This window comes from Shewanella sp. MTB7, from assembly GCF_027571385.1.
GTDB lineage: Bacteria > Pseudomonadota > Gammaproteobacteria > Enterobacterales > Shewanellaceae > Shewanella.
Genome location: NZ_CP085636.1, coordinates 1,256,570 through 1,277,119, shown reverse-complemented (window position 1 = coordinate 1,277,119; position 20,550 = coordinate 1,256,570). Strand labels below are relative to the sequence as shown.

The 20,550-nt window shown below is 41.7% G+C and carries 19 protein-coding genes, 1 other RNA gene and 1 pseudogene; 12 read left to right on the top strand and 9 right to left on the bottom strand.

Going from position 1 to position 20,550, the window contains the following annotated elements; translation table 11 throughout:
* Positions 1-14: 14 nt before the first annotated feature.
* Entirely contained in the window at positions 15-1,280 is a 1,266-nt protein-coding gene (gene ubiH / locus HWQ47_RS05220) for a 2-octaprenyl-6-methoxyphenyl hydroxylase (RefSeq protein WP_269970124.1), read from the bottom strand.
* A gap of 90 nt (positions 1,281-1,370) precedes the next feature.
* Positions 1,371-1,937, bottom strand: coding sequence for a UPF0149 family protein (locus tag HWQ47_RS05215; protein ID WP_269970123.1), 567 nt, complete (start codon positions 1,935-1,937; stop codon positions 1,371-1,373).
* Between the two features lie 389 nt (positions 1,938-2,326).
* Between HWQ47_RS05215 and zapA the strand changes: the two genes are divergently transcribed.
* The 7 genes from zapA (at position 2,327) to HWQ47_RS05180 (ending at position 9,237) form a co-directional block, all read left to right on the top strand.
* Positions 2,327-2,635: a cell division protein ZapA gene (gene zapA, locus HWQ47_RS05210; RefSeq protein ID WP_269970122.1), complete on the top strand. Its 309-nt coding sequence runs from the start codon at positions 2,327-2,329 to the stop codon at positions 2,633-2,635.
* Positions 2,636-2,741: 106 nt separating this feature from the next.
* Positions 2,742-2,922: non-coding RNA, 6S RNA (ssrS, locus tag HWQ47_RS05205), on the top strand.
* Between the two features lie 464 nt (positions 2,923-3,386).
* Positions 3,387-3,995: a hypothetical protein gene (locus tag HWQ47_RS05200; protein WP_269970121.1), complete on the top strand. Its 609-nt coding sequence runs from the start codon at positions 3,387-3,389 to the stop codon at positions 3,993-3,995.
* A 50-nt stretch (positions 3,996-4,045) separates the two neighbouring features.
* Positions 4,046-5,062 carry a penicillin-binding protein activator LpoB gene (locus HWQ47_RS05195; RefSeq protein ID WP_269970120.1) on the top strand — a complete coding sequence of 339 codons (1,017 nt, stop codon included), beginning with the start codon at positions 4,046-4,048 and terminating at the stop codon, positions 5,060-5,062.
* A gap of 2 nt (positions 5,063-5,064) precedes the next feature.
* Positions 5,065-6,603: a hypothetical protein gene (locus HWQ47_RS05190; protein WP_269970119.1), complete on the top strand. Its 1,539-nt coding sequence runs from the start codon at positions 5,065-5,067 to the stop codon at positions 6,601-6,603.
* A 200-nt stretch (positions 6,604-6,803) separates the two neighbouring features.
* The gene (locus HWQ47_RS05185) at positions 6,804-7,640 is read left to right on the top strand and encodes a tetratricopeptide repeat protein (protein WP_269970118.1); all 837 of its coding nucleotides are present in this window, start codon (positions 6,804-6,806) and stop codon (positions 7,638-7,640) included.
* Entirely contained in the window at positions 7,627-9,237 is a 1,611-nt protein-coding gene (locus HWQ47_RS05180; protein ID WP_269970117.1) for a hypothetical protein, read from the top strand. The genes HWQ47_RS05185 and HWQ47_RS05180 overlap by 14 nt, the downstream gene beginning before the upstream one ends.
* 203 nt (positions 9,238-9,440) lie before the next feature.
* On the opposite strand, the gene HWQ47_RS05175 is transcribed toward HWQ47_RS05180, so the two are convergent.
* The 3 genes from HWQ47_RS05175 to HWQ47_RS05165 all read right to left on the bottom strand — a co-directional run bounded on the left by HWQ47_RS05175 (position 9,441) and on the right by HWQ47_RS05165 (position 11,345).
* Complete coding sequence (locus HWQ47_RS05175) at positions 9,441-10,151, bottom strand: hypothetical protein (RefSeq protein ID WP_269970116.1); 711 nt, start codon at positions 10,149-10,151, stop codon at positions 9,441-9,443.
* Positions 10,136-10,672, bottom strand: a complete 537-nt coding sequence (locus HWQ47_RS05170) for an RNA polymerase sigma factor (RefSeq protein WP_269970115.1) — start codon at positions 10,670-10,672, stop codon at positions 10,136-10,138. The genes HWQ47_RS05175 and HWQ47_RS05170 overlap by 16 nt, the downstream gene beginning before the upstream one ends.
* A 76-nt stretch (positions 10,673-10,748) precedes the next feature.
* Entirely contained in the window at positions 10,749-11,345 is a 597-nt protein-coding gene (locus HWQ47_RS05165) for a YceI family protein (protein ID WP_269970114.1), read from the bottom strand.
* Positions 11,346-11,522: 177 nt separating this feature from the next.
* Between HWQ47_RS05165 and HWQ47_RS05160 the strand changes: the two genes are divergently transcribed.
* The gene (locus HWQ47_RS05160; RefSeq protein ID WP_269970113.1) at positions 11,523-12,152 is read left to right on the top strand and encodes a 5-formyltetrahydrofolate cyclo-ligase; all 630 of its coding nucleotides are present in this window, start codon (positions 11,523-11,525) and stop codon (positions 12,150-12,152) included.
* Here the strand turns inward: HWQ47_RS05160 and HWQ47_RS05155 are convergent.
* Positions 12,149-12,943, bottom strand: coding sequence for a substrate-binding periplasmic protein (locus HWQ47_RS05155; RefSeq protein WP_269970112.1), 795 nt, complete (start codon positions 12,941-12,943; stop codon positions 12,149-12,151). The two genes, HWQ47_RS05160 and HWQ47_RS05155, sit on opposite strands and share 4 nt — an antisense overlap.
* 142 nt (positions 12,944-13,085) lie before the next feature.
* On the opposite strand from HWQ47_RS05155, the gene HWQ47_RS05150 reads away from it, so the two are divergent.
* Positions 13,086-13,574 (top strand): copper resistance protein NlpE, encoded by a 489-nt coding sequence (locus HWQ47_RS05150; protein WP_269970111.1) that lies wholly within the window; start codon positions 13,086-13,088, stop codon positions 13,572-13,574.
* Between the two features lie 72 nt (positions 13,575-13,646).
* On the opposite strand, the gene ung is transcribed toward HWQ47_RS05150, so the two are convergent.
* On the bottom strand, positions 13,647-14,315 hold the full coding sequence (gene ung / locus HWQ47_RS05145) for a uracil-DNA glycosylase (protein ID WP_269970110.1): 669 nt from the start codon (positions 14,313-14,315) through the stop codon (positions 13,647-13,649).
* Between the two features lie 152 nt (positions 14,316-14,467).
* Here ung and HWQ47_RS05140 point away from each other — a divergent pair, with 152 nt between their 5' ends.
* A complete protein-coding gene (locus HWQ47_RS05140; protein ID WP_269970109.1) occupies positions 14,468-15,019 on the top strand; it encodes a type II secretion system protein in 552 nt (183 codons plus the stop codon).
* 72 nt (positions 15,020-15,091) lie between these two features.
* On the top strand, positions 15,092-15,421 hold the full coding sequence (locus tag HWQ47_RS05135) for a DUF3144 domain-containing protein (RefSeq protein ID WP_269970108.1): 330 nt from the start codon (positions 15,092-15,094) through the stop codon (positions 15,419-15,421).
* Positions 15,422-15,571: 150 nt separating this feature from the next.
* Here the strand turns inward: HWQ47_RS05135 and HWQ47_RS05130 are convergent, their stop codons facing one another.
* Positions 15,572-16,186: a LysE family translocator gene (locus HWQ47_RS05130; RefSeq protein ID WP_269970107.1), complete on the bottom strand. Its 615-nt coding sequence runs from the start codon at positions 16,184-16,186 to the stop codon at positions 15,572-15,574.
* 230 nt (positions 16,187-16,416) lie between these two features.
* Positions 16,417-19,107 (bottom strand): TonB-dependent receptor plug domain-containing protein, encoded by a 2,691-nt coding sequence (locus HWQ47_RS05125; protein ID WP_269971670.1) that lies wholly within the window; start codon positions 19,105-19,107, stop codon positions 16,417-16,419.
* Between the two features lie 451 nt (positions 19,108-19,558).
* Between HWQ47_RS05125 and HWQ47_RS05120 the strand changes: the two are divergent.
* Positions 19,559-20,458, top strand: a pseudogene (locus HWQ47_RS05120) (sigma 54-interacting transcriptional regulator); the annotation flags it as partial.
* Positions 20,459-20,550: the final 92 nt, after the last annotated feature.

Below are 20,550 nucleotides of genomic sequence, written 5' to 3'. Positions count from 1 at the left end.
CAATTTGATGGTTACTAACTTATCGCCTTCCAGCCCATAGCAATACGTGCTACAGGGGTTTTAAGGGGCGGTAGCCATGACAGCATTCTCAAGCCTAAGTTACGCCCTACCACTAAAGGCCAATAATCATTAGAGAAGCCACGCACTAAAAATTCGATATTTCGTATGGTGTTATTTCTATCACTCTCACGGCTGTGCAGATACCCATAGGTCACTTGAGTGCTACCAAAATCAGCAGGTTCCGTGTCAGTTTCATCGAGCAGAGTCTGTTCGATCACCTGAATCAAACTCACCAGATCCCTCAGGCCTAAATTAAAACCCTGACCCGCAATCGGGTGCAAGGTTTGGGCTGCATTACCGATAAATACGGTTCTGTGATAAATGGGTTTGGGCATATAAGAGAGCATTAACGGATATGAATAACGCTCACCGACCGCTGTAAACTGACCTGCCCGGGAGCCAAAGGCTTGCTGCAGCTCATCCAGAAACTGATCTTTAGTTACACAAAGTAAACGCAGAGCTTCATCAGGACTTAAAGCCCAGACTAATGACTTCCTCTGGATCCCCTTAACCGGTGACATGGGTAATAGTGCCAATGGTCCATGTTGGGTAAAACGCTCATAGGCCCAACTCTCATTGGTTTTATCGATTTCAACCTGGGCAAGCTCAATATTAGCAACGAGAGCCACTTGGTCGAAATCTACCTGCTTTAACGGCTGTTTAAATGCCGCCCTAACCTGAGAGTTAACACCATCTGCCGCCACCAATAATGAAGTCCTTAAGCGAGTACCATCATCAAGGGTTAATAGTTGCGCATCAACTTTTGCCTCCACCGAGGCTAACTTATTGGGGCAATAAAGAGAAATATCGGCTTCACTAAGCAACTTAAACAGCACCTGCCCCACCCGCTCCAACTCAACAACCTGACCTAAGTGATGAAGGTTAAACGCCTCGGCATTGAGCTCCGTCATCCCCATATGACCGCGGTCTGAGATATGAATATTGTCGATAGGCGTGCCTAAGTGCGCCAATTTAGGCCACAGACCAAGTCGGGTTAACTCGAAGATAGAACCATGGGCGATAGCGATAGAGCGGGCGTCGAAACCAGGATGGTCTTGATTAGGATGGTGCGCTTCGATTAACGCAATTTTCAAGGGACGTTTAAGTGAATCAGAGAGACCTTTAAGGCCAAGGGCTAATGTAGCCCCAGCCATTGCACCACCTACGATGGCGACATCGACGCTTATCAGATTAGCATCTTGTTCAGTTTGCGCTTTCATTAACCTTCTCTATCTCGTCACCGCATATTAAGCTGTGACGATAGACAATTAACATGGACTCAGGGCAAGGTTTAACATTGGCGCCTGAGACTAGTGAATAACACCGGCTTGTTGATCCGACGGTTCAGGGCCAAATTCTGAGTAACAAAGTAGTGCCGCCATTTTGGCAAATTCGGTCAATTCCATATAGGCCGCTTCAGACTCATCGTCATCGGCAACATCAAACTCAACCAAGGCTATTTCAGCTAAATCTTTGATCACTTCTCGCACATCCGCAGACGCATTATTGAGCTTAGGTTGCACCATGGCCAAGCCCGTTAGGAAGCTTTGTACCCAAAGTGACAACGCTTCTACGCGCTTAGACACTGGCTCCTCCTCTTCCGGCAACATAGGAGAAAAACCAAAGTCCACATCTGAGATTCTGGCCAAAGTATCTTGATACAGTTCATCGATAAGGTGTTGAAGAGAATCAGGAAGCACTTGTCCATCATTCATCAGCTCAAGCAGCGAGGTATTCCACTGCCTTCTAGACTGCTCTATACCACCGCAGATAAGACCAACAAGTGCACCGTGAACCTCGACAGGATGCTGAGCGATTTCAGCCACTGTGAGTGCCGCCATTAAGTTATCAATACGTAAAGAAGGAGGGGTAGCCATAACAAGATTCCAATGACACAAGTTTCTAAGTTCATGCTAGCAGAAGTAAGACGTTCGGCCAAGAAAACCCGACACCAGTCTGATCCCAGATCTATTAATTAGCTAAGAAAATGTAGAGCTGTGAGCTACAAGCTAAATAAGTTACGGGTCGCGAGCTAGAAAACTAGTAAGCAAAGAGCCTAAACAACCTTACTTAAATAGACCCTAGCGACTGGCTGTCAGTCAAGGGTTCCTCAAATATCCAACGAAATGACTAGAAAACACCCAAGCTTGCCTATCTAAACAACATTTAATCTAAAGTTGGCCATCTAAAGCATTACTCATGTTGCACTTTGAAAGACAGACCTTTATAGTCCGCTCAAGAGACCAAATTAAGGACCACCCGTTTCATGAGTAGCCACGCTATTGAAATTAGCTTGCTAGGCCGCACTTACTCCATCGCTTGCCCTCCGGGGCAAGAGAAGGCATTGCAGCACGTGGCAGAGAAACTCGAGAAGCAGTTGACTTCACTTAAGGTAAGAACCAATAGCTTAAGTCGTGAAGAAATTGCGATTATGGCGGCTTTAAACATTGGTTATGAGCTTTTAGAAGAGCAGCAAAAAAATCAAGATTACAATAAGCAGATGGATGAAAAAATCGGTCTGTTACAATCAACTTTAGAGAACGCCTTAGTTGAGCGTTCGATTAAAGAGGATTAAAAGTTTTAGTTATTTAATTCATTCGTAAATACAAAATAAAAGCTATAGTAAATGCTATAGAGAAAAATAAATAAAAGAAATTACAACGAATTAGATGCACCAGTTTTGTTCTCTGGGCTACATGTGAGCCGGCAATGTCCCTGTGCCGATAATTACAAACCCAGGATGAATGTTTTAATGACATTGTGCAAGCTCGGCTCGTATCGAGAAGCCTTAGGAGTTATTCATTTACCCGCCTTGAACCTACGGTTCAAGGGCTACGCTGGTAACGGTAGTCTGGAGAGCAATTTAAATTAGAGAAGCCATTGTTAGCAATAACGGTGGTTTTTTTATGTCTAAAATTTACAGATGAGACACAAGTTATCCGCCATGAAACATCTATGGTTCAAGGGCTACGCTGGTAACGGTAGCCTGGAGAGCAATTTAAATAAAGAAGGTTCTAGGAGCTAGGTTCGAACTTCGAACAACAGATTAGCCATCACCTAACCCTGATGGCTTTTTTGTATCAAGAATACAATTTATTTCTACCACTTATTCGCCTTGAATCAGCTCATCCTTACCAGCTTCGGTACCATATATCGACTCAAATGGGTCCCTTCAAAAATGGTCATCCTTATGAATACCTCCTGTATAAGACAAGTAAATCTTAACTAGATTAATGAAAAAACGTGAAGCAGATCGCTTTACACTTCGCGATACACACATGTATAGTCACCACAACTTTTTCAATTTGAATTTTAAGGTGTTATCCGTGAAAAAAAGCTTAGCAACAATGATTGTTATCGCAGGTCTTACAACTGGTTGTGCTTCAACATCAGGTTCATCAACTGTTTCATATAATGATCTAAAAGCTCAAGGCAACTCTTTATATGCTGATTCAAAAAAAGAAGCTTATAAACCTTCTAAAATACAAGAGTTAGAAGTAGGCAGAACCATCGTTAATACTGCATTTCTAACTGCAAAACCTCTTTATGAAGAATATATTCTACAAATTCAAAGTGAACCAGTTGTTAATAACTACTTTGGAGCAGTTGAAGCAGCTAAGAGCGAAGAAGAGAAGCAAGCGATTTATGACGCTTTAGGTGACAATCAGACAATTATTGACGACTTTAATAATTCTGAAATGACTAAGAAGGTCATGGTTGGACTTGGCGAAGCTGTGGTTATCGCGACTAAAAGTCTTGTTCAATTTAAAACTATAGATACAACATCTCTGATCTCTTCAGTAGACTTTACTGACATGATGAGCGAGAAAAGTAATCTTGGGCTGACATTAGACCAAATCACTTACCTAAATGATTCCGTTATCTCTGCTTATGATAACTACCAAATCATCTCTGCGTTCCGCAACGCACAATAACATCTGTGATGGGTCGAGATACTAACCTCGGCCTTATTAGGCTATAAAATATGAAAAAAATATCTTCACTACTTTTACTTTCTGTACTAGTAGGCTGTCAATCTACCTCGCTAAAAATCAATTCTGAAGCCGATATAGAATCTAATACTCAAATTAACAAGGTTAGCCGTGAGGCTCTATTTGATAGCCGTAATATTGAGCTTCCAGGTAATTATGATGTACGTGCTTTTTCAAAACTCAGTATCGCGACTTATGTGGACAAAATAGGCTTTGAAAAAGATGCGATGTCAACGCAAATAGATACTGGCATTATTGCTAAGCTACTAGAAAATGAACTGGCCCGTACCAAGCGCTTTCAAGTGCTAACACGCAACTGCAATGCTTGTGATTATGAAGTTGCTTTTCAAGCTGAAAATACTGTTGAGGAGGGGGCAATACAAATAGGCGAGCAACTCAATCCAGACTATGTGCTTGAATCATCTATTGCATTAGGCACTGCAATAAAAAGAAAAAATGACCATAACGAAATAATCTTCAGAAGCTTAGTTACAACAAAAATAGTTAACCCTACATCTGGCGAGATCATTCACTCATTCGAACCCATACGTCATAACATGCCCGCAAAACGTTTCTTTGCCATTGAAGGAAAGTTCATTGGTGGTTTCGATTACCGTAAGCACAATGAACTGCAAGAAGCCTACAAAGAAGCGGCCCAAAAAGCAATTCAAGTATTAGTTAATAGAACAATGGACTATTACCCCGTCGGTGGGCGAGTCATTAATTTCCGTAATGGTCGTTTCGCCATCAATGCAGGTATTAATCAAGGTTTTGCGACAAAACAACCTGTTGTATTATTTCTTAGTGATGATGGTTTAGATATCCCCATCGCCTCTGGTGAAGTGACGCCAAAATCTGATGGTGGTTCTGGTGTTATGTTTATCTGGAAAGAGAATGAACCCGATGCCGATGATGTAAAAAAGAAACTTGAAGCAATGGGCAAGGATTACTTAAAGCGCAATAAAATCTATGCGGTTTCAGTCGGTACTCCCGAAGATTGGGCCTTATAACAATGACTAGGCTACTACAAAACCTTATACCTCTGTCTGTGTTCATTCTGGGAATTAGCATTAGCTTCGTTTCACTGGCATCTGAGCCTATGGATGATGTTTTTGAGCTTCTCGATACAAAAGGGGGAACCCGAACAGGTATCAATAGCAGAGATGGATATTACGTCGTTGCCATTAGCTTCTCTTCTCGTTCAAATGAGAATAAAGCATTAGAAGACGCTAGAATAAAGGCACTTCGTCAGTTATCAGATATGATAAATGGCGTCACTATGAGCGGTAGTAGCCATTCATCAATCGAATTTGCAAGTGTTTCAGATAATGATCACACCAGTGAGTTCTCAAGTGAAACCTTTACTGATGTGGTTAATACTCATTTTAAAGGCCAGCTTTCAGCAGCTAAACAACTAAAATCTGGACAATATGATGGTGATTATTTTGTCGCTATCATTATCACCCAGACTGATTCAGCTCAAATAAGTTCACTGAGGTCATCATCAGCGAGTTCTCCATCGTCTTCACAAACAATTATTATCACAACTGACCATAACAGCTCTGTTGCTCAAACCAACTCACAAGAAAAAACGGTTGAGTCTAAAGGCTTAGCTTCGATGAAACATGGTGAAGCACAAGCCCGTAAACAAGCACTTATCGATGCGATTCGTAATGCTGTACAACAGGCTCAGGGCGTCATGATGCAAGGGAAATCAGGAAAATTCAATGATGCCATATCCCTAGCAATATCGACCAAAACTGAAGGTTATGTCAGTAACTATGACTTAATCGATGAAGATATAGAACGTGGACAATACTATGTCATCATAAATGCCACGGTTAATGCCAGTAAGTTACTTAATGATGTCAACTTTTATACTCAGGTCTTAGGTCAACCAATATTCTCTTTAACGTCTGAAAACAACACTAAAACATCATGGTTGATTGATGAGCTGGAACGCCTAGGTTTTGCGATTAATGATGGCACTACAACGGCAACTCATCACTTCTCATTAAGTCAATCTCAACGACAAGTTGAAAATCATAAAGGGCTAAAAGGTGTTGAAACTTCGCTGTCTATAAACCTCAAAGATAGCGCTACTGGCGATATTCTTTTCACGGTTAATAACTCTCCCCTTAAAAGCAGAATATATGTTCAGCCTGAAAGCCGTGCAGCCCAAGTATCTGAACACAGTGCATACAAACAGATGAAGAAAAAGATGGGGATTGAAATTATTCAAGCGCTTGCACGCCATGCAGAAAAAGGGGTTGTATATCAGATTGTACTAAATAATGCGAAACGTACCGATGTAGACATTTTTAAGCATGTATTAAACAACGGAACTTCAGGACAAGTTGAAACATGGGAGTGGGACAAAGATGGCAAACAGATGACCTTAAACTTTAGATTTTCTGGTCCACTAAGTGAAGCGATTGACCAAAGCCTAAATGAAATATACGCAACCTTTAAAAAAGAAGGTAAAGGCCGTAGACCACATATGACAAGCGTTGAACAGAAATCAGCTCATTTTGACTTAATCAAACGCTAATGAAGATACTCATACGGTTATTAATCACGGTCACGGTTCTCTTAAGTTGTAACACTGCCTATGCGTCATCTTCAATAGAAGAAATTAAATCATATTATATTAACAAGCTAAATCAACATAATAGCGGCACTTTCATTTGGAATAATGGCCGCTATATTATTGTAAAGGGGAGATGTGAGGGGCAGTATGCTGATTACCTTATGCTTAAAAAACTATCCAAACAGCTCTTGCAAAACATTGGATTACCAACTTCTGCAACCCTACCCTCCAATATATCTAGAACCATAACACCCATTATTGTTGCTCGAGAGCAGTCAGTTGAAAATAACCAGCTAAATTGTAAGCTTGCACATTACTACCTTGATAGTGAACTTAAACTCGATATTTCAGCACAACAAAAACAGCACTTTATTTATCAGTTCTATGCATCGACCTTAACAAATAAAACGCTAACTAAAGTGAACAAAAGTGCACTTTTTAAGCAACAAAACATGACTGATATAGCCAATATCTTCACTCTTTCCGAGGCTATCCATAGTCAAGAAAACAAAGGTGAGTTAACTAACGTTTATATAGATACTGACTGGGTAGATATCAATGCTGATAGCAACGGTCGCTTAGCAGGATTATTTAACAACATGGTTAACTCTTGGTTTACCGCCGATAAAGGTGATAGCAAGATTGTTGCTGACTACCTAGCTAAAGCTAATCATGCCTACCTAAATGGTGATGCTGATAGCTTTATAAAATATGCAACAATAGTCTTGTCACGGGATCCAAATGTAGTCGATCTTTGGAAAAATCTAGGTGCCGTATTTAGATCAACCCACAAGTACCAACTCGCTAAAACCTGCTACTACTACGCGATGGCTATAGAGGGCATTAATGCATATGAATTGATGTCCCTAGCACTAACTTACTTCCAGCTCGGTGACCATGACACCGCACTATCATTAGCCTCATTTAGTTACTTTCTCGATAACAACACTAAATGGGTTAAATCCAACTATGAGATGATCATTAATGAAGATAAATAATATTCTAATCAGCAGCATTCTAGCGCTTTCGGTATCCAATGCTATTGCAAATGAATTTGTGGCTAAGGTTGAACACAAAGCCACTGTAGATCAAATTATTGAAGCGGTCGTTGAACAACCTTATGCTCCCTCTTATTCAGAACCTGTAGTTAACGTGCTTACGGACTACAAAATGGATAAAGGTTGGGGAGATACTTATGAGCAAGGTAAGTTCCGCATCATTAAAATTGGTTTAACGACATTTGAAACCAAAAACCCAAAAACTGACCGTAAATTCTTAATCAAGCGTAGTCTTGCTGCTTCAATTGCAATGCTAAATGGCAAAGCTGAAATCATTAAGTCAATTAGAACAGAGATGAGTGCTTCGGACCTTGCTGTCATGCCTGGTTCCAATATAAAAGCAGAACTAGATTCAGAGGTTAACGCCCTTAATGACCAAATAGACTCACTTGAAATGGAGATATCTGAATTAGAGAACCTAATTGACGATAATGAATTAGATCGCATTGGTAGTTTAAACTGGGATGACCGCGCTGCAGCATTAGCCGATGCTGTAATAAAGAAAATTGACACTGACTATGATTCTGGTGCTATTTCGGCAGAAAAAAAAGCGAATTACGATAAACTACTAACGGATGCGAATACCGTAAAATCACAAAGAAGTGCGCTAGTAGAGCGAGCTGAAGCATTAAAAGGAAATATTGCTAGTGAAAATAGTAGCACTATTAAGGCTATAGCCGAAATGCCACTTTATGGCGTCATTAGCTTAGCAACAGAAGAGCGTTTCGATAGTGCAAACAACAGGTATGAGGTCGGAGTCTTGTTAGCTTGGAGCCAAAAAAACGAGTTACGCACCCGCTCTATTTTAACAGGAAACTACAAGGGTGAACTAAATACTAGCAGTAAAGAAGTGCAGAAACACATTCATAATAACCGTCAAAATCTCGCAAGTATGATTGGTTCTTCAACGTTTAAAGATTCAACAGGTAATGCTTGGATTATTGGCGTTAGCGGCCGAGAAATTAGAGGTAGTAACTCCTCCGCTGCACATGGTGCTGCACGATTACAAGCCTCAAAAGAAGCTGTTATCGCTCTTTATGCCAATGTCAGCACCTCTCAAGAGCTTGAACAAATTGTTCGCGAAACATATAAAGACGCAGCGAACAACATTACCGAATCTCAAGCAGTTGAAAGCTTTGCATCTAGCATGCAGCAATCATTTCAAAATAAACAAGTTAAAGGTAATGGCGAAATATATTCTCGTGAAATAATACATCCAATAACGGGTAAACCTACTTTCATCTCCATTTATGCAGTATCTGCAGCCTCATCTGAAGCAGCTAAACAAATTGAAGCAGTAAATTATAAAGTCAACAAACTTGATATTGAAGCTCAAAAAGATGCAAAAGCACACAAACAGAAATTAGTCAGTGAGAGTAAACAAACTGAGAGCACTCCAGTCAAAGCTGTTAGCTCATCGGCAAATAATGCTTCTGCAAACACAGCAACCAATAAGCCGGTATTAAAAGTTCCAGAGGCTAAAGCTAAAGATGCTAAAGCCAGTTTTCGAGCGCCTATCGATGAAGAAGATTTTTAAATAAAGTTATCATCAGTCCGTAACCATCACTGCAAAGTGATGGTTTTTTATCTATTGAATACTAGCGGGAAAGCTCAAATAAAAACTGTTCTTGAAAACCATTCAAATAACATGCACTCTAAACTTTGCGCCTTAATGAAGGCTCTCAACTCCATCTCTACTGCCTTCAAGCCTATTGAACTAAGTTCTACTAGGCCGTTCTATTAACTATCCCACTGCTTCAAAGAGAGACATTGGCCTTGTAAAATTACCTTACCGCTGTTATCGGCGATCAACTCCATCCAGACTGCACCTTGAATAAACTGCCATTGGGGTGCGGTAAGTAGAAACTGTTGAGTATCTTTAACTTGAATGGGACCCATGGACAATTTTCGGCCTTTATTATCGGTGATCCATAAGCTGGCCACCTCATCTGATTCTGACCAAGGTTGAGTTAGGTGCAAGGTCATCATCCATGGAGCATTAGGGGCATCAGTTTCCCGATGAACAGCTGCCGCTAGACTTGCCGTCGAATCATGGCCATTTAAAATCCCGACATAGCTGATAGGCACATATTCAGAGCTGACGTCCCTTGGACTTTGAAATTGTAAAGTGATCACCAATAATAATGAGAGGGCTAACGCACCAGAGCTTGCGCGCCAATAGTTAATCTTTTGCCACCAGCGAACCACTTGCCAGCCTAATTGAGCTTCGATTTTATTCCAGACCTGAGCCTTAGGGAGGCCCTGCACTTGATTTATGTTTAGCGATTGAAGCTGGGCTTCAACCATTAACAGTTGATCCTCTAATTGTGGGATCTGTTTCAGTAAACTTGACATTCGCCTGCGTGCCCGATAACTCATAAAGCCACTGACATAACTATTGATAAGCAATCTTTGCAGTTCCGGATTGTAATACCTTAATGGGACACGCATTTTTGCATAAACTCCATTCCGCGCCTTAACCAAGACTTAATGGTACCTAGCGGGTGATCTAAAAGACTCACTAACTCGCCTTGTTCATAGCCGTAGCGATAGCTTAATATCAGAACCTGACGTTGACTGTTTTGCAACTGAGACAAGCAATGATCAACTTTACTCAGGGTGTGTTGACTCAATAGGGATTCACCAGCCTCTTCGATCTCGAATTCAATCTCTAGCTCCGTCAGCTTTTGAGTGCGGCGTAGGGATAAACGACGTAGATGATCCAGAGCTAGATGACGCGCGATTGTATAGCTCCATGTATAGGCTCCACTTTTATTTAAGTCATATCGAGATGCTTGATTCCAGATCCGCACAAAGGTCTCCTGAAGAAGATCCTCTGCTAGCTGATGGTCGTGCATTAGCTGCATCAATACCGGAAAAAGCCGTGGCGAAAGGCGGAGGTACAAGCGTTTAAATGCTGCCCTATCCCCCATCGCTGTTCGTGCTAATAGGATCTCATCTGTCTCACTCAATGAAATAACTCTCTAATTGATGCCACATACTTTTAAAATGTTTGGATGAAACCTTTTATCGATTTCATCCTGCTCATTAACTTTCAATAAACCTTCCATAGAAGGTAATTGGTATTTGCTGGTTAATCGACGCGAGACTCATCACCTCAATCAACTTCTCAACCCCTTTATTCAACTCCAGTTGCTTAACATCGAGCAAAATAGGAGTGGTAGTGGAAACGTAAATCGAACCATCAGGGCTTTTAACTAACTGTAAATCAGCCTCTAAAGGAATTGTCTTACTATGTGTTTTTAGTATTAAACCTTGCTTAATACGTAAAGGCTTACCAACGACTAACTCGCTCAAACTGGCTTTAGCTATCTTGGCTGAGATCACTGCTTCTTGATATTTAGATACCTCAAATACCCAATCTCGCAGGCGTTGATCACGAATAGGAACTTGGGTATCAACACTCCCAAGCTTAACCTTTAGTGTTAGCTCTCCATCATCTGAAACAGTACCTGATAACGTTTGAAAGCGTGATATTTCGGTAATACTGTTCATATTCATCAACACTTTCGTTGATAAAAAATTTAACTCAGCTGACGATGGGGCTAATGACCACTGGGCCGTAGCATTCATGGGAATACATGATGCGATAGATAACATTAACACTGCAAAAGTAGATTTCATAACTAGCTCTTTTAATTAATAACGACTACTTATACGGCTAGGAGGGGTAGGTGGATGCAGCAAAATATAAATATTTTATTAAGCAGCTAATCAGCAAAACAAAATAGGACTCAAGCTTATCCAATCTCACTCATGATGGTAAGATATTTATATCGTTAGAAATTAAAGGTCACCACTTTGGCGCAATCTCCTACTAACTCCCAGACTCCATCAGGCTTATCTCAAGAAAAGCTAAATCGCAATGAGATCAGAGCGAATATACGTGCTGCAAGGCGCAGTATCTTCCCTGAACAACAAGCAACATTAGGTCAGCAAGCTTGTACACGGATACTCTCCAAGCTTGAATCTTTGACGATTAAGCATCTAGCAGTTTACCTCACTAATGATGGTGAGTTAGATACAGCCCCCTTAATCCAATCTCTATGGGCGCGCGGTGTTAAGGTCTACCTGCCAAGGCTGCATCCGTTTAGTAAAGGTAACTTGATCTTTTTAGCTTATACGCCCGATACCCCAATGCAACGCAATAAGCTGGGGATCGATGAGCCTGTGCTCGATATTCGCGGTCTCATAATCCCTGAACGTCTCGATGTGATCATCACCCCGTTAGTCGCCTTTGACGATAGCGGTAATCGTATGGGAATGGGAGGAGGATATTACGACAGGACATTGGTTAATTGGCAGGAAACCAGCACACCTTTACCTATCGGTTATGCCCATGACTGCCAGCAAGTAGAAGTATTGCCATGTGAGCATTGGGATATTCCTTTGCCTATAATCGTAACACCGACAAAGATTTGGGACTTTTAACCTGCCGTTTCGTTAGTGACTATTAACGACGGCTTTAGCCCCTGTGTAAGTTCGTAATCACGGAGTATTTTTTCCAAGCTTCCGTCTCGCCGCATGCTCTCTAATCCCAAATTAAACTCTTTTATGAGGTTTTGAAATCCAGGAATACTTTTAGAGGCGCCAAAATGAAAGACCTCAACACTTAATGGCTCTCCCACCTCTTCAAAGACATTGGCATACTCGTCCGGTCCAGTGCGAATAATGTATTGAGCCAACTCTCGCCCTATCAATACCAGATCAATACGCTTAAGAAACAGTTTCTTCATATTCAATTCATCTGAACTGGATTCTTCGGTCACTAGCTTAGCTTGAGTGAATGCAACAGGGTTTGCATATCCCCTGCCGACACCAATCCGCAAACCTTGTAGATCTGAGAGTGTTTGATAGCTGATATCGCTGTCTTTACGCTTATAAAGGACGATGTTCAATGGAACAATAGGCTGTGAATACGCCGCCCACTGTTCACGCTCTTTACGGTACCAGAGCCCCACAATGCCATCAGCCTTGCCGGTTTTAACCAGTAGAGTGGCACGAATAAAAGGATAAAATTTATGAGAGACGTTATAACCACGACGTTTAAACGCCGTCGCAACGATATAGGCCACAGCCCCACTATTACTGTAACTATCGCTATAAAATGGCGGGTAGTTCGTCGATACGATATTCAGGGTTGATTCTTCATCGCCAGCAAGCGCACCTGGAGCAAGCCAAGCTAGCATCAAAACGAATATACAAGCCCCCTTTAAACTCATTCCAGTTCCTCTCTATTTTGCTGTACCCTGTTTAATAAATTATATGACATATATAAAAATTAGAGTCTAAAAAATAGGCTTAACATGATTAAGCTGAGTAACGGAGGACTGCCGATACAATCCTCTACATTACATAAGGATAATGATGAAACTACAACTAATTGTACTACCTCTACTGGCGATAGGTATTTTGGCATGCTCAAAGCAAACGCCAGATTCAACCAATGGGCAACCAGCTTCTCAGGTTATTCAAAACGACGTAAAGAGTGAAGAGCTGACACCTCAAACCGTGATAGGCGATAACAGTCAAAATGCACTAGATTGGCCTGGACGTTATTCAGGGATCTTACCCTGTGCAAGTTGTGAGGGAATTAAGACGATATTAATTCTTTATAAGGACAACACCTACAAACTCGACACTCAATACCTAGGTGAAGACGAACATCTCTTTACCGAAACAGGTAAATTACAGTGGGATAAAACTGGCGCAAAGATCAGCCTCAAACCAGTCAATCAAAAAGGAGTTGATACCCAGTATTTGGTTGGTGAAAATCGGCTGTTTATGCTAGACAGACAAGGGCAAAGGATCACAGGCACACTAGCCAATAACTACCGATTAACAAAAGAGTGATAGATGAACCGAATACAGATTTGAAAGGGGCTATGGGGCTCCTTTCAAGTATTATCTGCTTACTTCAGTCCTCTAAACCTGCCAATTAATTGGTGTGCTCCCCATACTCTCCAACAACCCATTAGCTTTTGAAAAGTGCTGACAGCCAAAGAAACCGCGATAAGCGGATAACGGTGAAGGATGAGGCCCTGATAAAATATGATGCTGCTTGCCTGTAATAACCTTGCCCTTTTTAATCGCGTGAGCTCCCCACAGAATAAAGACGATAGGCGACGCTTGTTGATTCAGGTGCTGCATCACATGGTTGGTAAACGTTTCCCAACCGGACTTAGCATGGGAATGTGCCTTACCCTGTTCAACCGTTAATACCGTATTGAGCATCAATACACCCTGTTCCGCCCAGCTTGAAAGGTGACCATGATCTGGCGTAGTAAAACCTGTAATATCGGTCACTAGCTCTTTATACATATTCACTAATGAAGGAGGCGTCTTAATGCCATGTTTTACTGAAAAGCAGAGCCCGTGCGCTTGATCTGGACCATGGTAGGGATCTTGCCCGATGATGACGACTCGCACCTTGTCTAACGGTGTCAAATTAAATGCAGTGAACACCTGATCTTCTGGTGGAAATATCGCCTTACCACTGGCACGCTCCCCCGCAACAAAATCTTGTAATTCTTTGAAATAATCTTGCTGCTCCTCTGCGGCAAGAAAACACTCCCAATTTGGCGTTACAGTCATACCTTCCTCATTATTATTCGCTACCATTCTCACCATTATCAACGAAAAATAGTGTGATTTTGACATAACCAGTCTTAAATCATCATTTTAAGGATGAAAATGATACAATCGATACTTCCCGACACAAGATGATTAAAAGAGCCATGACTTAGATGCATCGTCACTCCCATTCCAAATCTTCAAGAAAACATTCAGGCTTTACCCTGATAGAACTCGTTGTGGTGATCATTATACTCGGGATCCTCGCTGTGGTCGCCTTGCCAAAATTTATCAACCTCTCTGAGGATGCTCACGTTGCAACCGTAGCAGGAACTGGTGGAGCCTTTAAATCTGGGATCAATTTAGCCCACAGTGTTTGGGCTGTACGGGTAGGCTCAGGACCTGCTGAGAATCTTCCCACCTTTGGTGACGGTGAAGAGATGGATTTCAATGACACGGGTTGGCCAGCTCAACACTACCTTCCGGGTAATGAAACATCGCCACAACTAGATAATGTAGAAGACTGTATCTCCGTGTGGGTGACTGTTTTTGCTGGTGATGATATTAGTGTCTCATCAAGCACTAGTACCGATGAAACAAAGTATAAAGCGAACTATGTTTCCCCCAACCAATGTCTCTTTAACTACAGTGCGAATACCAACTTAAGCATCAGTTATAATTCTCAAAATGGCAGTGTCATAATCGACAAAGATCCCAATAGTTAATTCCAATGATTCATTCATCACTCATTTAAGTTAGAATCCAAGCAGTATTATAATATTAAACAAAGAGGCACCATGTCAGAAGCCGATAAAGAGACCACCATTTTTCAGTTAGCTGATCAATTTATTGCCCTTGCAAATGAACTTAGCGCTACAGAGCAAGATGTCAGCAAAGTAGGTACCGCCCTGCGTTTCGCTGCATCACGTTTTAATGCCTTTGAAGCCGCACTTAAATCGGCTGATCTTGCTGCAGAAAAAGACAACGCACTAGAATGGTTTGTAAATGAATACAAAGGGATGCTAAGCGACAATCTTGATGACCATATTAAGAATCCACCAGCATCCAACAACGAACAAGCAACAGAACCAGCTAAAGATGAAGTGGTTCAGATTTTCAAGGGGTAAACCTTTTGGGCCGCGAGTTCAAGACAGAGCAAAGAAGGTATCGGGTTGCGAGTGTAAACTCGAAGCCCAAAACTCCAATCTCGACGCTCGTGGCTCTAATTTCGAAACTCTAATCTCATAATCCATAACTCCAACCTCGACGCTAAATCATTAGATTGTCACTAGCACTCTTATGGCCAGTAAAATCAACACCACTCCAGATAGCTTATCTATCAATGCCGCTTTTGCTCTTAACTTAGGCAACACTGAAGGATGTGATAATACCAAAGCAATAAGGGTGTACCAGAGTCCGTCGACAACCAAAGGGGTCAACACGATTAATGATTGCCCAACTAGGTTATCGGCAACCATGACAAACTGGCTGAACAAGGCAAGAAAGAAGAGCATTATTTTGGGGTTAAACAGTGAAATAGCAATACCATCGCGCGCGGCAATAAATCCACTCGTTGACTCACCAGCCGCTAACTTATCAGACATGCCGCCTTTAGAACGAAGCGCCTGCACGCCCATCCAAGCCAAATAGAGCGCACCGATAATGGCAATACCATTAAACACCATTGGGGCTTTTTTAAGTACTACGGCCAGACCTAAGAGTGTCACTAACGCATAGATACCGATCCCAATAGAGTGAGCCCAAGCGCAGATTATCCCCTTACCTCTGCCGCCACCTAGAGTGTGTCTGACCACCATCGCCAGACTCGGCCCGGGTGACATAGCCCCTAAACAACAGATAGCCAGTAATCCCAGCCAAGCGGTAAAACTCATGGTGCTCTCCCGAATAAAAGAGCTCTGCGAGTTTTTATTCACATATTAATGATTAACCTAGCACTTCTTGTTTGAGTACAGATTACTAACGTTAGGAATGGTAAAAGTTGCCAATCGTTTTTGCAAGCAGAGCTAAGATAACCTCTTTGACAATTTTTGCCATCAATAAAAAACCCAGTCTAGTGACTGGGTCTTACTGTTAACATCTAGCTTAAACTAACAAATTGGTATTAGAAGCTATAAATACCTTTAAGGTAGTAGTAGCCACCGTTAAATCCAAATGGCGAGGTCTCGTAATATTGACCGCCCCATTGATTATTAACACATCCACCACACTCAGCGGCACCTTCGGGCGTGAAGTTAATTTCTGTCGCATCTTGGTCAAGTAAGTTTTGAGCACCTACCGCAATGCTAAACGAGTCATTGATAAAGTAGCTCAGTTCCATATCTACTGTGACAGCAGCTTTACCAGTATTGATAGTGGCATCATAATCGACGTGCACACCTTGGTATTCACCGAAGTAGTTCAAACGAGTAAACAGGTTAAACTTATCCCAGCTCTGGCCCCACGTAAATGTTGCACGGTGGTTCGGCAGATCGTTCTCAAGGCGTGAAACTTTAAACGCACCAGTAATATCGGAGAAACTGTCAACTTTGGTTTCATTCCAGTTATAAGCGAGTGCAAATGTAGAATCACCAGCAAACAACTCAGCGCTATAGTTAGCGACGACATCAAGACCTTGAGTGGTAGTGTCGAAATCATTAGTAAAGAAGCTAACTTGAGAAAGTCCATCAACATTAGGGACACCAGCCGCCTTAAGTATCACTTTATCTGCATCACTTAATTCAATTTTTTCAGATTGACTGATACGGTCTTCTACCTGAATATTATAGTAATCAACGGTTAAGAAAAAATCCCCTTGGGTATAAATAGTACCAAATGTGAAACTTGTAGACTTTTCAGGCGTTAACTCTGTACCGCCGAGTTGAATTGAAATAGGGTTTGTTGGTGGTAGAAGAGCTGAATCAACCAATACCCCACCAGATAGATTAGTTTGCACGTTACTGACGTTCGCTTGACCCACCGTCGGTGCTCTAAAGCCCGTATTGAATGAGCCACGAACGGCTAAATCATCAATAATATTCCAGTTAGCAGCGACTTTAAAATTGGTCGTAGAACCAAAGGAGTCATAATCTTCATAACGCACAGCAAACTCAGCCACTAGGCTATCAAGAATAGGAAAGCTAGTGTCTAGGTATATAGCTTTATTTTTACGTGTATATTCACCAGCAGCAGCAGGTTGAAAACCCGGAAAACCATTTGAGCCAATACCAAAACCTTGAGAGAACAAAGGTCCTACTTTAAATGAAGCCTCATCACCGGCAACCACTTCAAAGGTTTCATCATGCCACTCTAAACCTGTAGCAATACTCACATCATCATCTAAACCCCAATCGACATACTTTACAAAGTCAGCATTAAAATTCCATTCAGTTTGTATATATTTACCAGGATTAAAATCACGTGGAGAATCAGGCCCCATTGAAGCATTAACAGTATTGACAATTTTGTAGCTTGATTCATTGCTACCGTATGAACCGCTGAAGTCATAAGTAATACCTTCTAGGTATTCCATCTGAAACTCACCTTTAGTTCCAGCGACAATGGAGGTATCTACAATATTTCCGCCAAAGTTAGGCGTGAAGCCGCCTGGTATAGAGTTATTAAATGCAAAACAATTTGCAGCGGCTAAAGCCCCTAATGCAGCTTGATCTGGCAAACCATTAGCTTGAATCTCTACCAGTGGACAGTTAAGTTGCTGAGCTTGGCCATCTAAAGAACCAACCAATACAGTAGGCGTTGCTCCATCCCAGGCACCAATTGCTAACGCTTCAGCGTCAGTCATATTATCTGGATCCACCGGTACTGGCCGATAGCTATTTGTGCCATCGACATTACGTACTATACCGCCATACACACCACCACGATTGTTTGGATTACGATAATAGAAACCGCCTTTTACGTCTCGTTCAGAGTAGTTACCAAACATATAAGCTTGTGAGTCATCATCAAGATCTAAACCAAGGTTCGCAAATAAGCTAATGTCATCGTTGATCTCTGGTGAGCCCCAGATCTGAGCAGGATTGGCCACATCAAGTCCGGCATTAGCAAATGCAGCCGCATCTGGGCGTTGTACACTTCGGCTAGTAGCATCAGCATTTTTGTACTGAAAACTTAAATTAACGAAACCATCTTTTGTTAATGGCATACCTATGTTGCCTGATATTTCCGTCGTCGCGCCATCACCTTCGTAGTACTCGCCAGTTTTGACCTCTAACGATCCGCCATCAGCACTGTCTTTTAGTACAAAGTTAATCACACCCGCTATCGCATCTGAACCATACTGCGCAGCAGCACCATCACGCAAAACCTCTACCTGTTTAAGGGCAATACTGGGGATAACGGAGATATCAGGGCCATGAGCGCCATCGTTAATACCACCGCCTAAGAAAGCGATCACTGATGAACGATGACGGCGCTTACCGTTTAATAAAATAAGTGTGCTATCAGCAGATAGGCCACGCAGGTTTGCAGGTCGAACCAAACTTGCGGCATCACTGATGGGATTAGAGTGAACATTTAATGAAGGCACTGCCCCTTTTAAAATTTCAAGCATATCTGAATTACCAGATTTTCGAATATCATCACCACTGATAATGTCGATAGGGACTGTCGAGTCACCAATGGATCTCGGTGCAGCACGTGAACCGACCACCGCAATCTTCTCGACATTATCTAGCTTCTCACCTTCCTCATCTGCGGCAAATGCAAATGAAGTCGCTAGCGAGCTTGCGAGTGCCACTGATACAGCTAAACTCAATGAGCTCAAGCCATGCTTCTTCCTGTTTGTTGTTATCATCATTTTTCTCTTTATTGTTTTTATCTTATGTCTACCCAAACCTAACCATTTTAATAGGCCTTCAGTTCGAGTTCCCCCACGGAAATGTAAATCATTCCTGACACATTTTTATAACAAAAGTTTCATAATTGCTATTGCTAAATTTGGCCATCATGATAGGTAAATAGATTATTTATATTATTCAACAACTTGAATTAACAATTATTTAACAAGAATTTGAGATTTATGTTCCATAAGTTGCATTAACAGAACTGCCTTAGTCTATATTCTGTTCAATTTATTGTTACAATTTCAATGAGTAAAGAAAGCCATATGAGAATTGACCTAGCTGATGCAAAAACTAACTTCGTCTTCCCATCCTATGTAGGGCCCATCCATATCCACGATATTTCGTGATCTAAATAAAAAAGTTATACTGCTGACTTATTTATCACTTACGCGACGGACTTTTATGGTCAATATCAATCTGGATGCACACCCACTTCATTCTGAGTTCCTTCCGGAAAACCAACTGATCCTTAACGCAGTCAGTGAGGGCATATATGGCTTTAATCTGGAAGGTAACGCAGTATTTATCAACCCCGCTGCAGAACGAATGACAGGCTGGAAATCTGAAGATTTATTGGGTAAGAATATTCATGATTGTCATCATCATAGTCACAATGACGGCAGTCACTATCCTAAAAGCGACTGCCCGATTTACAACACGCTTAATGACGGCATAGCACGCGAAATTAGCCATGAAGTATTCTGGCGTAAAGATGGCTCAAGCTTTCCGGTACATTACACCTCAACACCAGTTTACAAAGAGGGTCGAATGATAGGAGTAGTCGCGATATTTCGTGATATTAGTATTCAGAAACAAACAGAGCAGTCCCTAAGAGAAGCCCTAGAGCAAGTTCAAGCTTTATCAGAGACCCTTTCTTCAGAGAATCAATACCTACAATTAGCGCTAGCTGACAAAACTGGAGATGTTGGGATCTCAGGTAACAGTCCTAAAATTAAACAGTTAACTCAACAAATTAAACTAGTGGCCAATACAGACAGTACCGTACTGATCAGTGGTGAAAATGGCACAGGCAAAGAGCTGGTCGCCCGCAATCTACATAAGTTAAGCAAACGTGCTGACAAACCTTTGGTTTGCGTTAACTGCGCTGCGTTCTCAGCAGGCTTGCTTGAGAGTGAGCTTTTCGGCCATGAAAAAGGTGCTTATACCGGCGCAACTAGCCGTCGTAAAGGGCGTTTTGAGTTAGCTAATAATGGCACTCTGTTTCTGGATGAGGTGGCAGAATTGAGCCTTGAAGCCCAATCTAAGTTGCTCAGAGTGATACAAGAGCAGGAATTTGAGCGTCCAATTTAGGCTTGAACGATGATTTCGCCATTAACCGATTCACGGTATAACATAAAAACGCGCTATATCGTGACTTGAGTTAAATAGATAGA